Source organism: Corynebacterium felinum, from assembly GCF_030408755.1.
Taxonomy (GTDB): domain Bacteria; phylum Actinomycetota; class Actinomycetes; order Mycobacteriales; family Mycobacteriaceae; genus Corynebacterium; species Corynebacterium felinum.
In genome coordinates, this window is record NZ_CP047209.1 from 642833 (window position 1) to 657675 (window position 14843).

Sequence of the window (14843 nt, forward strand, 5' to 3'; positions counted from 1 at the left end):
GACTTGAAAAAAGGGGGGGAGTGTGTCGAGCGTTAGCTTAGCAAGGCACTACTGGCGGTGAGTGTTCTTGTGGCAGTTTCCGCGCGAAGAAACGGAAATTAACAGCCACCGCCAGCAAAGGAGGGAGGGATAAGAAGATTATCCAGCAGCTTCGATAGCAGCCTTCATGTCGGCAGTTGCCTCGTCAACATTCTTACCCTGAGTCAGCGCAGCATATGCGTTGTCCTGGATAGCCTTAGAAATAGCTGGGTAGTAAGGAGAAGCAGGACGTGGAACCGCGTTTTCCAACGAAACCTTCAGTGCTGGGAAGAATGGGTACTTCTTAATCATCTCTTCGTTGTCGTAGATCGACGCCAACACAGGTGGGAAGGACTTCTCCGCGAAGTACAGCTGGTTTTCCTCAGAAATGATGAACTCGAGGAAGTCACGGGCGGTTGCCTTGTGCTTGGAATTGACGTTGATTGCATTGTTGTAGCCACCCAGAGTGGAGACACCAACACCATCCTTGCCAACCAGTGGCTGAACCTCAAACTTGTTTGCCACCTTAGACTCTTCGCCCTGAGCAAGATCGTACATGTATGGCCAGTTGATGGCGTATGCGGTTTCACCAGCCATGAACGACAGGTGAGTTTCCTGCTCAGTGGTGGAGGTCGAAGCCTTGGAGATCACACCATCGTTGTAGGAATCGACCAGCTTCTGCAGGCCTTCCTTGGATGCGTCGCTATCGACCACTGGCTTGCCGTCAGCGTCGAGAACATGACCGCCCCAGCCCTCCATGAAACCGACGGTGTTCACAGTCAGACCCTCGTACTGCTTGAGCTGAACAGTCAAGCATTCGACCTGTGCTTCCTTAGCTTTCTCGCATGAGGATGCGAGCTCATCGAAGTTGTTTGGTGCCTCTGGGATGATCTCAGTGTTGCGGAACAGCAGCTGTCCGTTGGTGTTTTGTGGCAGAGCGTAGACCTTGCCCATGTAGGATGCGGAGTCCACGGTGGACTTTAAAAGGCCCGAGGTGTCGATCTTCAGGTCGCCTTCCAGTGGTGCGATCCATTGGTGCGCGGCGAATTCTGCGGTCCAGATCACGTCGAGGGCCATGACGTCGATTTCGTCGCTGCCTGCCTGCAGGGACTGGACGAGGGAATCACGCATGGTGTCGGCTTCGCCAGCGAGCTCTTTGAAGGTGACCTTCTCGTCTGGGTGAGCTTCGTTCCACTTGTCAATGATGTGGATGAGCTTTTCAGAGTCCACCTTGCCCATGGCATAGGTGATAGGGCCACGGTCGCTGCTGCTGGCCGCCTCAGTCTTGTCAGTGGATTGAGAAGAACCGCTATCGGTGCTCGAACAAGCGGCAAGCCCCAGCGTGGATGCGAGGCCTGCGGCTGCGAGGAGTGCGCCAATTTTTACGCGCGAGCGAGAACGGGTAGCCATAATATGTGCCTTTCGTGGAAAAGGATATGTCCCCTACAAAATGTAGTTACCCCAGACAGTCTTGTGTTCAAAATGCTGCATGTGGGGGCAAAAACGGGGGTGGTAGACACCGCCCAATTCCACGTGTCATACGGCCTGCGCTGGCAGAAGTCGAATGCCTGTCACCATGCCTCGCGCAGGCATTAACGCAGGCACTAGCGCAGGCACTAACGCAGGCCGAGCAGCAAGAGACGTGGGGAAAGCGCTGCGGGTGTGACATTCACCCCGCGCCGATCGCAGGCGTGGGTGGTGGCGATCTCCCCGCCGTCGATACGCAATGGACGCACCTGAAAAACGCGGCGAACCTAAGGGGGTGCTTAGCTTTGGTCGAAGGGGGAAGCGGTGACTTTTTCCACGCCTGCGATGTGGTGCAAACGCTCGGTCGAGGCTGGGCCCGACACCACCACGGCAGAGCCTACAACAGCAAGAGGGTTGATAATGGCGCGGCAGAAACTATCCCAATCCTGCCACCCCGTGGACAGCAAGCGGGTGTGCGGTGGGCAGGTGTCGTTCGCATGCTCAGCCAGCGGCGGGCAGGGCAGGGAGCACTGGTCGCCGTAGAAGCGCACGGTGGGGCCGAAATCGATGGTGCCGTCGGGCAGATCCATGCCCAGCTCAACGATGCCGCGCCCAAAGGGGTCATCGGTTACGAGTACTGTGTCGGCAGCGTAGTCATCCCACTGAAAATCCGGGCTGCAAAACAGCACCGTGGCGCTGGTGTCGGGCTTAAAGTTTACAGTCATGTCAGCGCGCAGTGCGCCGAGGACGATGCATGCGGCTTGCCAGGAGCAGGGGAGGGCAACGGTGATCTGGTCGCCGGCTTCAAGATCAAGCTCGTCGGTGAGCATGTTTGCTACCTTGTTAGCCCAGTTGTCGAGGGTCAGTGCGGAGAAGTCGAGACGGGCACCCGTGGTTTCGTTGTAGAACGTGAGGCGGGGTGTGGCGGGGTCGTCGGCAAGCAATGCGGTCAGCAACGTCATAGCAATAACAATGAACGCAGCACAGGAGAAAACACAAAACGACACACCGGAGCTGGCGAAAACTTCGCACCGGGCATGCGAGAACTAGCGGGATACTCACGCGACACGAGCCGGCGGCTTCGCGCAAAACCCCCACCGCCAATCCCCTGCGCACCAAGCAGAGGGAATGTGGGGGGGGTGGGGGTTAAGGCAGGGGTGAGAGGGTGCTGCTAGTTGATGCAGCGCGGGCCGTTGCCGCCAGCATCAATCACTGGCGAGATCTGCTCTTCACCCAGCGCGTGACCAGGCTGGCCGACGCTTGTGCCACTGCTAACGCTTGTCGACGTCGGCGTGCTCGCTGTTGGAGTGCCGGTAGGTCCGTCGTAGTCGGCGCCGGCAACCACGAGGACGATACCGGGTTCGAGTGTGGGGTCCGCAACGACTGGGAGTCCGCCGAGTTCTTTTGCGATGATGAGTGCTTCGCGGTCGCCGTCGCTGCGTGCTACCACTTGGGTGCGGTTGTAGAGGCCTTCTTCGGCGTTGCCGGTTTCGGCGATGTGGTAGCCCAGGGTGGTTAGGTGTCCGCTGATGCCGGCGGCGAGGCCGGAGATGGCGGATGCGTTGAGGACTTTCACCTTTGATTGTGGGCGTGGTGTTTCGGATGTGGGGGTGTCGGTGAGGGCTTTGTCGGCGTCGCCGAGGAGTGCTTTGAAGAAGGCGTGGACTTCGGATACGTCGACGGTGACTACGGATTCGCCGTAGTCGCCTACGCCGTCGATGCTGGTGACGGGGATTGTGTTGAAGCGTACGTTGCCACCTGCGAGGTTTTGGAGCTGGGTGGCGAAGCTCATGACATCCCAGTCTTTGTCGATGATCACGGAGCGTGTCACCGCGTCACCGAGGGAGGAGAGTTTCGATGGGGAGGTTAGTGTGCCGGTGGAGAGCACCTTGTTGACCAGTGAGGCCATGAATGCTTGCTGGCGTACGATGCGGTCAAGGTCGCCGCGTGGTAGGCCGTGGCGTTGGCGCACGAATGCAAGGCCTTGCGCACCGCCGAGTGTTTGGACACCGGCGGGGAAGTTGGCGCCGGAGAATTCATCGAATACTGCGTTGTTCAAGCACACGTCGACGCCGCCGACGGCGTCGGTGAGTAGGACGAAGCCGAGCAGGCCGATCTCAGCGTAGTGGTCGACGGTGATGCCGGTGAGGTCTGTGACGGCGTCGATGAGTCCCTTGCGGCCGGCATCTTTGGATTGTTCTTCTAGTTGCTGCTCGTCGACGACACCGCTATTAAATAAAGAAGACTTCTTGATTGCCTTATAGCCGGCATAGACACCATTAATCTTGGTATTACCTAATTCGGGGTCTGATACATAGGTATCGCGGGGGATTGATATAGCGGTCGCTGAGGAACCGTCGTTGGGAATACGGATCACCATAATGGTGTCTGTATTATCTGCCTCTTCATCGCCGGCGTGCAGCATGGCGATTTCCTCTGGCGTCAGCGGGTTACCTTGAGCATCAGAACGTGAATCTGAGCCCACCAGCAAGATATCCACCGCACCGTCTTTAGCTTGGTTTTTCACACCTTGATCCCCGCCCAGCTCCAAAGAACCTGCGGAGGCCACGGTGTTACCAATCCGGCCCACGGTGAAATAACCAACACCTGAAACCACCAAAACAAGGGCAGACAAAAACGCTACAAACGCTTTGACCGCCGCTGGTCCTTGCTGCTTTGTTACCGGTGCCGAGGTAGGAGGTGCCTTAATATCACGGACGGGACGGCGACTAGTCTCACTCACAATGAACGGTATCCCTCTTTCATCGAACTCATACAATCCATTGAGTTTAGCCCACGCACTAGTGATGCGACACGCCGAAAAGACCGCACATGCGCAAAACCGCACCCTAAAGCGGATGCCGATTAGACTTGGATTCCGTGAACAAGCCCATAGCAATTGTGACCGTCACTTACTCGCCAGGCGAATACCTCGACCCTTTCCTCGACTCTTGTGCCGAGGCCACGCAAGCAGGGGTGGAGATCATTCTCGCTGATAACGGCAGTACAGATCAGGTACCGCAGCGTGCGGCGAAGGCGCGTGAGAATGTCACTTTCCTGCCTACTGGGGGCAATGTGGGTTATGGTTCCGCGATTAACTTCGCTGCCAATTATCTGCGCCCGCTGATTGCCAAGGGGTTAATTGATGGTGAATATTTTGTGATCTCGAACCCCGATGTTGTGTTCGATCCAGGCAGCATTGATGAGATGATCGCGTGCGCAAAGCGCTGGGAGCAGCGCGGGGTTCAGCTTGCCGACGTCGGCCCCTACATCCGCCAATCTGACGGTAGCGCCTATCCCTCCGCCCGCTCCGTGCCGACGTTGCGCAACGGCATTGGGCATGCGCTTTTCGCGGGTATCTGGCCAGGTAATCCGTGGAGCAAGTCGTATTTTGATGATGCTGTGATGGATCAAGAGCGTACTGCGGGCTGGCTGTCGGGTAGTTGTTTGTTGGTGCGCTGGGATGCTTTTGATGCCATTGGTGGTTTTGATGAGCGCTACTTCATGTATATGGAGGATGTGGATTTAGGAGATCGTTTTGGTCGCGCCGGTTTTGTGAATGTGTTTTGTCCCACCGCACAGATTACCCATGCGGTGGGTCACTCGGCGGCGAAGCATCCGGAAAAGATGCTGCCTGCGCACCATAATTCGGCCTATCGTTTCCAGGCGGATCGGCATCCGCATTGGTATCAGTTGCCATTACGGGTGCTGTTGTGGTTGGGCTTGAAGGCTCGGGCGGGAATAGTTGTGGCCAAGGCGCGGGTGAAAAATAGATAAGGTCGTCTTTGCTGTGAAATAATGTGGGGCAAGAGTGATGTCTCTGTCCCAGTTGTTGTTATTGGGCAGAGATTTTGTCTTTTTCTAAGCAGGGAAGTGTAAAAGTGAACGAAGCTGTTAATGGTGGACAGTCTGCCCCACGAGTCGAGTGTGGTGGACGTGGGGTGAATGCTCAGGATGTTTCGTCGCTGAGCCGAGCGACCGATGCGGTGATTTTGGTCGGTGGTAAGGGAACGCGCTTGCGTCCTTTGACTGTGTCTACCCCGAAGCCGATGTTGCCGACGGCGGGGGTTCCTTTCTTGAAGCACTTGCTGGCACGGATTAAGGCTGCCGGTATTACCCATGTGGTGTTGGGTACTTCGTTTAAGGCGGAAGTGTTTGAGGAGTACTTCGGTACTGGCGAAGACATGGGTCTTGAAATTGAGTATGTGGTTGAGGAAACCGCGCTGGGCACTGGTGGTGGTATCCGCAACGTGTATGAGAAGCTGCGCGGCGATACTGTGATGGTCTTTAACGGCGATGTGCTCGGTGGCACTGATTTGAGCGGTATTTTGCGGGCGCATCATGAAAAAGATGCGGATGTGACTTTGCATTTGGTGCGGGTGCCTGATCCGCGGGCCTTTGGTTGTGTTCCTACGGATGACAATGGCCGGGTGCTGGCGTTTTTGGAAAAGACTGAGGATCCACCAACTGATCAGATTAATGCTGGTTGCTACGTGTTCCGCCGTGAGCTGATTGAGCAGATTCCGGCTGGTCGTGTGGTCAGTGTGGAGCGGGAGACCTTCCCGAAGTTGCTGGAGGAGAACCGTCGCGTGTTTGGCTATGTGGATAATGCGTATTGGCGGGATATGGGTACTCCTGCGGATTTTGTGCGGGGTTCCTCTGATTTGGTGCGTGGTATTGCGCCGTCGCCGCTGCTTGTTGGCCGTACGGGTGAGTCTTTGGTGGATGATTCCGCGATGGTTAAGGATGGCACGTTGTTGCTGGGTGGCACTGTTATTGGCCGTGGCACTGAGGTGGGTGCTGGTTGTCGCCTTGACGACGTCGTGGTCTTTGATGGTGTGACGATCGAGCCGGGTGCGGTGATTGAGGATTCGATCATTGCGCATGGTGCTCGTATTGGTGCGAATGCGCGTATTCAGGGGTGTGTGATTGGTGAGGGTGCGCAGATTGGTGCCCGCTGTGAGTTGAAGGGTGGGATGCGTGTGTGGCCTGGGGTGGAGATCCCGGATAACGGTATTCGTTTCTCATCTGACGCCTAGTGAGTTGTTTGTGAGGGGGATGCCCCCGTGATTTTTCTATGGGTTTGCTATGGATTTGTCGCGGGGGTGTTTTGTGGTGTTGTGCGGTGGTTTTGATTGGTGGTTGGCTGGGGGTGTGGAAGCGCGTTCTGACAGTTTCTGTGGGGTTATGTGAATTTTGTGGGTTTTAAACGGATTTTTCTTTGTGTTTTCTGTGGGGAAGGTTAATCTGGGGGTAAGGATTCGTTGATAGAAGTGTTTTCACCCGTGGAATGTGTGGGCGACACGCCCAAAATATGCTGCAATTGGGGATAAAATAGGGGGTAACCACAATATGTAGTACCCCCGTTGATTCCCCCGAAGGTGGGCATGGTGTTACATTTGTGACTAATGTTATTTGCGAGCTGGGGAAACGTCCGTCTTTGAAAAAATTAGCCATCGCGAGCTTGACGACATCTTGTGTTTGCGTGTTGAATCGCAGGTATGTGATTCGCAATCTGTGGCACATCAGTTTTCTTTAGTTCCATACGGTCGGTATCAGTGGTCGGCAACGATCATGGTGAATCCCTCGTTCCATTCGTGGCAAGGCATCAACGCACAGCCTTACTGGTGGATGCTAGGTATACTGGCTTTGTCGGTCTCAACCCATGTGTGGGGGGTGGCTGTGGTTCTTAAAGTAAGGGGTGTGTTGGGGGTTGTGAGCGTGTTTAGACGTCATTGGAAGATCTACGAGTGTGAAGGAGGCTGGCGTGGAAGATATGGCAAGTAACGCCGAGCCCCGTACTCGTTCGTCCCTTGAACTGTCTCTGGATGACCTCTTTGGTGCTGTGGAGCAGGAATGGCAGGAGCAAGCCCTGTGTGCACAGACCGATCCGGAGGCGTTTTTCCCTGAAAAGGGTGGTTCTACCCGCGAGGCAAAGCGTATTTGTCAAGCGTGCGCGGTGCGTGATGAATGCTTGGAATATGCCCTTGAGCATGATGAGCGTTTTGGTATTTGGGGCGGACTTTCGGAACGCGAACGCCGTCGTCTCAAACGAGATATCGGTTAACGCCTCACCAGGTGTAAGCGGCCGCACCTTCCGCCTTCGCGCACAAGGGGGTGTGAGGGCAGGACATGGTGGGAGAGCCCCACGTCGGTGTTTTCGCTGCGTGAAAAGCAACCACACCTCCCACAAGGGAGAGTCTGCGCGTGTGTCTTGGAATAATCTTCTTTGGGAATACCCCCTTAAGTGTCGTGGTGGGAATTCCCGAAGTTTTTCTTTTTGTGCCTACTGGCTGCTGGGTGGTGGGGGTTAGTACAGGCGGTTAAAGCCTGGGTCGATATCCTCGGGGCGTATGTTGAGGTATTCGGCGACAAGCTGAATCAAAATATTTTCTAAAATTTCTTGGCGCTGCTCAGCATTCGCGGCGCGTTGTTCAATGGGCATGCGAAAGATCACAATGCGGGCCCGGGTGGCTCGCCCGCGCGCATCCACGCCTGCTGGGATGACCCGCCCCAAGGGGATGGGGCCGTCGGCGACGATCTCGTCGGGGAAGGAATGAAACTCCGAATGCAGGCGCATCCTGGGGATGGTGTCTACTGCGAGGTCAAGGTGAGCAAGTTGCTGCCCGTATGCCTCCTGCAGTGGGCTGTAGGCTTCGAGGACGGCGGCGTCGAAAAGCTCACGGCGGGTGCGGTAACGCGGGACTTCGGTAGGCAGCAGCAGGCCACGCACACCCCGACCGTGACGGTTGCGGGAAAACTGACTCCGGTTCTGCATAAGCCCCAACACTAGCGCCAGGGAGGTATAGGGGTGAGTTTGGCGCGCCGAAAGCCGAAAAAGCTCAAGTAACAGTCTAGACTTTGTTGCTGTGAATCCTATCCGTCGTTGTTCTCGCCCGGGCTGCGGTTGCCCTGCCGTAGCGACGTTGACCTACGCCTACGCACAGTCCACGGCATTTGTCGGGCCGCTCGTGGAAAACAGTGACCCACATTCGTGGGACTTGTGTGAGCGTCATGCGGAAAAAATCACCGCACCTCTAGGGTGGGAATTGCTGCGCGTGGAAGTTCCCGAAACCGACGATGATGAAGCACTCACCGCGCTTGCGGAAGCAGTTCGCGAACAAGGCCGCATCCATTCGGGTTTGCTCGGCGAGCCGAAACTCAACAACCCGCCCAGTGCGGAAGTCGCACCTCATCACCCTTCTAAACGCCCAGCGAAGGAAGCGGAGCGTAAAGCAACCAGGCGCGCGCATTTATCGATCGTTCCCGACGAGCCCGACGAATAAAAACTGACGCATCTGTTCGAGGTGACACGCTCAACCCAGGCCTGCGGGATGCACAGGGGGGAGGCTGGTGCTGCTGAAGGGCGCATGAGGTGCGGCGATTGATTCGCAGTGGGGTTAAGTGACAACGGGTGAGAAGGGGATGGTCTTTTCTCAGCGCGTGGGCGTAAGATTAAGCGCAGTATCACGCACTGATGCACCCTGTTCCCTTACACCCTGCGCGCGCAGCGGTGAGGGGGGATTTTTATTGCAGGTGCATATCGTTGCTGTTGTGTTGATTGACACGATCAACACTGTTTTCTTTTTTGTCTTTTTAGTGGTGAAAGGTCTTTATGCGCACTCGTGAATCTGTAACCCAGGTGATCAAAGCATACGATGTTCGAGGCATTGTTGGGCAGGATATTGATGCTGAGTTTATTACCGAGGTGGGGCAGGCCTTTGCCGCATTGATGCGGGCGGAAGGTGCGCGTGAGATCGCGATTGGTTACGATATGCGCCCAAGCTCCCCTGAGTTGGCGCGCGCTTTTGCTGCAGGCGCAACCAGTCAGGGTGTGGATGTGGTGATGGCTGGGTTGTGTTCGACCGATCAGCTGTATTTTGTCTCCGGTACGTTGGATGCGCCGGGGGCGATGTTTACTGCCTCGCATAATCCCGCTGAGTATAACGGCATTAAGCTGTGTCGTTCCGGGGCGCGTCCGGTGGGGCAGGAGTCCGGCTTGGCGCAGATTATTGACATGCTTGTCGACGGCATCCCCCACTTCGATGGCGCACCCGGCGTGATCCGTGAGCAGGATTTTTTGAAAGACTATGGTGTGTTCCTGCGTTCCCTGGTGGATCTGTCGGATATTCGCCCTGTGAAGGTGGCGGTCGATGCGGCCAACGGTATGGCTGGGCACACTGTCCCTGAGGTGTTTGCGGGGCTGCCGGTGCAGATCGAGCCACTGTATTTCGAATTGGATGGCACCTTCCCGAACCATGAGGCGAATCCGCTGGATCCGAAGAATCTGGTGGATTTGCAGAAGTTCACCACCGAGCAAGGTGCGGATATTGGTTTGGCTTTCGACGGCGATGCGGATCGCTGTTTTGTGGTGGATGAACTGGGTCAGCCGGTGAGCCCTTCGGCGATTTGTGCCATTGTTGCTGAGCGCTACCTGCAGAAATATCCTGGTGCGAGCATTATTCACAATTTGATTACCTCAAAATCTGTGCCGGAGACGATTGCGGAAAACGGTGGTGTGCCGGTGCGCACCCGTGTGGGGCATTCGTTTATTAAGGCGAAGATGGCTGAGCATGAGGCTGTTTTTGGTGGTGAGCACTCCGCGCACTATTACTTTAAAGAATTCTTCAATGCGGATTCCGGTATTCTGGCGGCCATGCACGTATTGGCGGCTTTAGGTCAGCAGGATGAGTCCTTGAGTGTCATGATGGATAAGTACAACCGCTATCAGGCAAGTGGGGAGATTAATTCCAAGCTTTCCTCCGCCAAGGCGCAGAAGGAGCGCACGCAGGCGGTGTTAGATGCGTTTGAATCCCGCATTGCCCATGTGGATGAGCTGGATGGTGTGACGGTGCAACTGCGTGACACTCCGGCGTGGTTTAACGTGCGTGCTTCGAATACGGAGCCGTTGTTGCGTGTGAATGTGGAGGCCTGCACTGATCATGAGGTGTCCGCTTTGGTTTCTGAGATCCTGAATATTATTAGGAGCTAGTATGTCCGGCTACGATCCACTCGCCGTTGCTTTTTACGATATCGCCCACGAGGGTGCGCAGCTTCGCCTGATTGCTTCAGCGATTGAGGCGTCGGTCAGTCCCGAACCTGATGCTTGGGGTGTGGTTGCCAAGGGGCTGGCGGATTTAGAAGGTGTGCGCCCGCGGAGCTTGGTTATTGTGACGGATGGGTCGGTGGCAAAGGAGTGCGCTGAATTAGCGTTGAGCTTCTTCCAACCCTTGGCTTGCCCAGTGGTGGTCTGTGAGCAGATGCCGGGCTTTGTCGGTGCGCTGGATGTGGTGGTTGTGCTCAGTGAGACTGGACATAATGTGCTGGTGCAAAAAGCTGTGTCGCAGGTGGCTTCCCGGGGTATTCCGGTGGTGCTGTGCGCGCCGAAGGAGTCGCCGCTGCAGGCTGAAGCTCCCGATGATGTGATTGTGTTGGATGCGTTGCCTACTCATGAGGGCAGTTCGGTGATGCGTTTTGTGGGGCTGGTGATGGCGGTGGTGGATTTGGCTGATACTCCGGCGCTGTTGGTTGCGCAGAAGTTGAAAGATTATGCCGATGCCGTGGATGAGGAATTGGTGCAGTGTTCGCCTGAGCGCGATGAGTTTGTCAATCCTGCGCGTGAGTTGGCGGACATTCCTGGCCAGATTGTGCACGTGGGTTTTGTTGAGCACGGTGAGCGGTCGGCGGCGTTGGCGCGACTGGTCTCTAGGTTGTGGAGTGGGCAGGGGAAGGTGTGTGCTGCACTTAACGGCTATGAATTGGCGCAGGCACGAGGCCGTAATAGGGGCGCTGAGGCGGATATTTTTCATGATCCGTTACTGGATGGTCCGCGGCAGCTGCTACCGTTGAAAGCCATTGTGTGGTGTGGCCCGAATGATCCTGAGTGTGCTGATTATTCTGTGCCTCTGCCTGATCCTGCCCCGGTGGGTGTTGTGCGGCTTGCTGTTCGCGCCTTTGCCGCTACTGCTTTCTTCGCCGCCTAGTGTGGCTGTTTGGTTGAGAGCACCTTTGTGAGTTTTGGAAAGATTTGACTTCTCGTGATGCTGTTTCTTAGTCCTCGTACCCAGGCCTATCCGTGGGGCTCGAAGACTTTAATTGCAGGTTTGCGCGGTGATTCTCACCCTTCGAATTGCCCGGAGGCTGAGTTGTGGTACGGTGCGCATCCGGCGCTGCCCTCGCTTGTCGACGGCGTGGGTTTGGATGCGATTATTGCCCAAGATCCGCAGTATCATTTGGGTGCGAAGGTGACTGCTCGGCACGGTTCTCGGTTGCCGTTTTTGTTGAAGATTTTGGCGGCGGATGAGCCGTTGAGTTTGCAGGCGCATCCGTCGCGTGAGCAGGCGATGGAAGGTTTTGAGCGGGAGAATTCTTTAGGCATTGATATTCGTGCCCCGCATCGAAATTACCGCGATGATAACCATAAGCCGGAGCTGATTGTGGCGTTGAGCCGTTTCCACGCGATGGCGGGTTTCCGGCCGGTGGATGACACGCTTGCGTTGTTTGAGGCTCTGGATTGCCCAGAGCTTAGCCGCTATTCGTCGATGCTTGGTGGCGAGGATGATACCACCCAAGAAGCGGAATTGCGGGGGCTTTTTACCACCTGGATCACCATCCCGGTGGCGGTGCGTAAGCAGCTCATTGATGCCATTGTTGCCCGCGCAAAGGTGATGGCTACTTCGGTGGATATGTATCCGGAGTGGATGGTGCTAACGGCGTCGAACGTGGTGGATTTGCACCGCCATTATCCTGGTGATGTGGGTGTGTTGGGTGGTCTTTTGCTCAACTACATTATTTTGGAGCCTGGCGAAGCCATTTATCTTGATGCTGGGAATTTGCATGCTTATTGCCGTGGTTTGGGTGTGGAGATCATGGCGAATTCGGACAATGTTCTTCGGGGTGGTTTGACCTCTAAGCACGTGGATGTGCCAGAGCTGGTGAAGGTGTTGAAGTTTGAGCCGTTGGATGATCCGCGTCTTGAAAGCAACCATGGGCATTTCACTGTGCCGATTGATGAATTTGACCTGCGCATCGTGGATGTCGATGGCGCCTCGCAGGTAGAGTCCTCAGGGCCGCGGATTGTGTTGTGCACTTCAGGCCAAGTGGATGTACGTAATAGCAACCAGTGTGAAACGCTGCACCCTAGCCAAGCGTTGTGGGTGCCGGCTGGTGATAGTGAGCGCTTGGATTTTGTTGGAAAAGGCCAACTGTTTCTCGCCCGCGTGTAGCGTCTCCCCTTCAGCGGGTGGGCGGAAAGCCTGCATCAGTGGGGGAGAGTTTTTCCTTCGCCTCGATCTGGCCACTGTTGTTTATCAGGGCAAGCCCGGTGAGGGCGGGATTTAAGGATGCTTTGGGGCGGGCACGAGTGGGGCTTCCCCATCATGGATTGGTGTGGTGGGCGATACTGTGGTGCTCGGTGCGGCTTCTGAAGGTGTGGCAGGTGTAGGTAAGGTGGCCTGCACCGTGCTTTCATAGTGAGGTTGTGCAGTGTGATCGATCGGGGCGGGCTCCCGGAAACCTGGCTTTGGGGGTTGCGGTGTGCTTTGTGGCAGCATCGGCAGTGGTGCCTGCGGAATAGCCGGTGCTGAAGGCTGTGGCTTCGGGGGTGCGGATGGTGCAGGAGGTGTGACCTGTTCACTAGGCGTTGTGGTTGCCGGTGGGGTAGTAGATGCCGACGTGGAAGGTGTAGTAGTCGGCGCCTGCGGTGTGGAGGGAACAGGCTGCGGCGGGGCCATGGTTGGTGAGGTTGGCCGTGGACGATCCGGTGCAGGCGGCACAGGCGCACCGGCGCGATCACCAGCAGGAGGGACTACCACATCGGCGGGTGGGAGGGCTGGTGGAAGAGGCTGCGGGATAAACGTGGCCACACCATTGGGACTGTCGGGTACGCGGGGCTCAATCCACTGGGGGTCGATAAAAGCGCGCGGGGGCAACAAGGGGTCGAGGGTGGCCGAGGGGGCGAGTGCGGGCTCTTGGGGCTTGGGGCTTTCGGAGCTATCGGTTGGCATGGGCAGATCGCTGTCGGGTAATACTGCGGTGGTTGTCACAGGGGTAAAACCGGCATTGAGCGTGTTGCCTGGTGTGGTCATACTTAAACTGGAACGCCATACAATGAAACCGACTGCTACCGCGGATACGCATCCGAGGGAAATAAAAAGAAAGAAGCGCCGCGGCACAGTTGCGGTCATGCAGGCCCCTTTCTATTCGATGCACGCCTCACATTAAAAGTCACGATTAGATAACGGTAGTTTATTCGACACTAACATACTGATAGGAAAAATCACTAGTGTGTGGTGCAGAAAATACGCACATAAGCTGAAAAACATCTGCTAGAAAACCTATAAAAACACTCCGCTACCAGTAGTGATGTGATAATCACCGCGGGCTAATACAGGGTTTGATATGTATGGATGATTTCCCATTTTCCCCAAGCACATAGTGGGGGATAGCCAGCATCGACTTCCCACGCTGTGGAACGGGCGCAGGGGCTGGGCTAAAGGATGGGGGATTCTTAGAGCGCTGCGAAGAAAAGATTGCATTAAAGCTGTGATTTTGCACTAAAGTTTTTCTGGTTTTTGCGCGGGATCTTTCCTCACTACTTCCCTGTATCCTAAGCTCAAAGGGAACGAAGCATTTCTCCACACACCGCTACCCTCCTGTTCTTAATCGGTGGATTCCCGATGTGTCGTGAGCGAAGTGGGAAATGTTCTCAAAAACTTCTCAATATTTTGACACCCCCACAGCACTAATACGCGGTGAGCAGTAACGACGTCGTCACGCGCAGGTTGCCACCGCAGCTTTAAAGGGAAACAACAGTAACACCGATAAGAAAAGGACAGTGAGCACACGATGAGCACCTGGGACCGCGAAATTTTAAGCGAAGAAGTAAACACCGAATTTCTCGACGACATTGCCGACAGCGACGTTGAAGACATCGAAGAAGCCATCGCTGACGCCGTCGTACTCGGCAATAGCGACACCGCCACCGACGACGAGTTTTACAACGGCCTTGCCGCTGCCACCATCGTCGCCATCTGGGCCGGCGCACCGTATTCCGCGGGCGAAATCATCGAAAACTACCCCTTCATCCGCGACATGATCGGCACCGGCGAAGAAGAATTGCGCGAAAAAGCCAGCGAGCTGCTCGAAAGCGCCGACACCGAACTCGACCTCGAAGTCTATATCGAAGCGCTGAGTTAACTCCCCGCTGCGCACAGCATGGCTGCACGGGGCGAATCGCGGTAGTGTTTTCGCTGAAAAATCCGGCTATGCTAGTGAAGGTTGGCGCACGTGTGTCACCGCTTACACCAATCAGAGCCGAAGCACGTACAAGGCTCACGATGAGTTTTTCAAGGAGTATT

General features: G+C 55.9%; 13 protein-coding genes. 8 read left to right on the top strand and 5 right to left on the bottom strand.

Annotated elements, in window-relative coordinates; genetic code table 11:
• Positions 1-138 precede the first annotated feature (138 nt).
• The 3 genes from CFELI_RS02875 to CFELI_RS02885 form a co-directional block, all read right to left on the bottom strand.
• Positions 139-1428 carry an ABC transporter substrate-binding protein gene (locus CFELI_RS02875; RefSeq protein WP_277103925.1) on the bottom strand — a complete coding sequence of 430 codons (1290 nt, stop codon included), beginning with the start codon at positions 1426-1428 and terminating at the stop codon, positions 139-141.
• Between the two features lie 356 nt (positions 1429-1784).
• Entirely contained in the window at positions 1785-2447 is a 663-nt protein-coding gene (locus tag CFELI_RS02880) for a TIGR03089 family protein (protein WP_277103926.1), read from the bottom strand.
• Positions 2448-2656: 209 nt separating this feature from the next.
• Entirely contained in the window at positions 2657-4228 is a 1572-nt protein-coding gene (locus CFELI_RS02885) for an LCP family protein (protein WP_277103927.1), read from the bottom strand.
• 128 nt (positions 4229-4356) lie between these two features.
• Here CFELI_RS02885 and CFELI_RS02890 point away from each other — a divergent pair, with 128 nt between their 5' ends.
• The 3 genes from CFELI_RS02890 to CFELI_RS02900 all read left to right on the top strand — a co-directional run bounded on the left by CFELI_RS02890 (position 4357) and on the right by CFELI_RS02900 (position 7552).
• Complete coding sequence (locus tag CFELI_RS02890) at positions 4357-5262, top strand: glycosyltransferase family 2 protein (protein ID WP_277103928.1); 906 nt, start codon at positions 4357-4359, stop codon at positions 5260-5262.
• Positions 5263-5450: 188 nt separating this feature from the next.
• On the top strand, positions 5451-6524 hold the full coding sequence (gene manB, locus CFELI_RS02895; RefSeq protein WP_277103946.1) for a mannose-1-phosphate guanylyltransferase: 1074 nt from the start codon (positions 5451-5453) through the stop codon (positions 6522-6524).
• A gap of 728 nt (positions 6525-7252) precedes the next feature.
• On the top strand, positions 7253-7552 hold the full coding sequence (locus CFELI_RS02900) for a WhiB family transcriptional regulator (RefSeq protein ID WP_277103929.1): 300 nt from the start codon (positions 7253-7255) through the stop codon (positions 7550-7552).
• A 243-nt stretch (positions 7553-7795) separates the two neighbouring features.
• Here the strand turns inward: CFELI_RS02900 and CFELI_RS02905 are convergent, their stop codons facing one another.
• Entirely contained in the window at positions 7796-8263 is a 468-nt protein-coding gene (locus CFELI_RS02905; RefSeq protein ID WP_277103930.1) for a metallopeptidase family protein, read from the bottom strand.
• A 91-nt stretch (positions 8264-8354) separates the two neighbouring features.
• On the opposite strand from CFELI_RS02905, the gene CFELI_RS02910 reads away from it, so the two are divergent.
• The 4 genes from CFELI_RS02910 (at position 8355) to manA (ending at position 12710) form a co-directional block, all read left to right on the top strand.
• Positions 8355-8771 carry a DUF3499 domain-containing protein gene (locus CFELI_RS02910; protein ID WP_277103931.1) on the top strand — a complete coding sequence of 139 codons (417 nt, stop codon included), beginning with the start codon at positions 8355-8357 and terminating at the stop codon, positions 8769-8771.
• A 329-nt stretch (positions 8772-9100) separates the two neighbouring features.
• Entirely contained in the window at positions 9101-10477 is a 1377-nt protein-coding gene (locus tag CFELI_RS02915; protein ID WP_277103932.1) for a phosphomannomutase/phosphoglucomutase, read from the top strand.
• Position 10478: 1 nt separating this feature from the next.
• Positions 10479-11468 carry a MurR/RpiR family transcriptional regulator gene (locus CFELI_RS02920; RefSeq protein ID WP_277103933.1) on the top strand — a complete coding sequence of 330 codons (990 nt, stop codon included), beginning with the start codon at positions 10479-10481 and terminating at the stop codon, positions 11466-11468.
• A gap of 57 nt (positions 11469-11525) precedes the next feature.
• A complete protein-coding gene (gene manA / locus CFELI_RS02925; RefSeq protein WP_277103934.1) occupies positions 11526-12710 on the top strand; it encodes a mannose-6-phosphate isomerase, class I in 1185 nt (394 codons plus the stop codon).
• Between the two features lie 111 nt (positions 12711-12821).
• Here manA and CFELI_RS02930 read toward each other — a convergent pair whose 3' ends face one another.
• Positions 12822-13670, bottom strand: coding sequence for a hypothetical protein (locus CFELI_RS02930; protein ID WP_277103935.1), 849 nt, complete (start codon positions 13668-13670; stop codon positions 12822-12824).
• Between the two features lie 661 nt (positions 13671-14331).
• Here CFELI_RS02930 and CFELI_RS02935 point away from each other — a divergent pair.
• On the top strand, positions 14332-14682 hold the full coding sequence (locus CFELI_RS02935) for a DUF4259 domain-containing protein (protein WP_277103936.1): 351 nt from the start codon (positions 14332-14334) through the stop codon (positions 14680-14682).
• Positions 14683-14843: the final 161 nt, after the last annotated feature.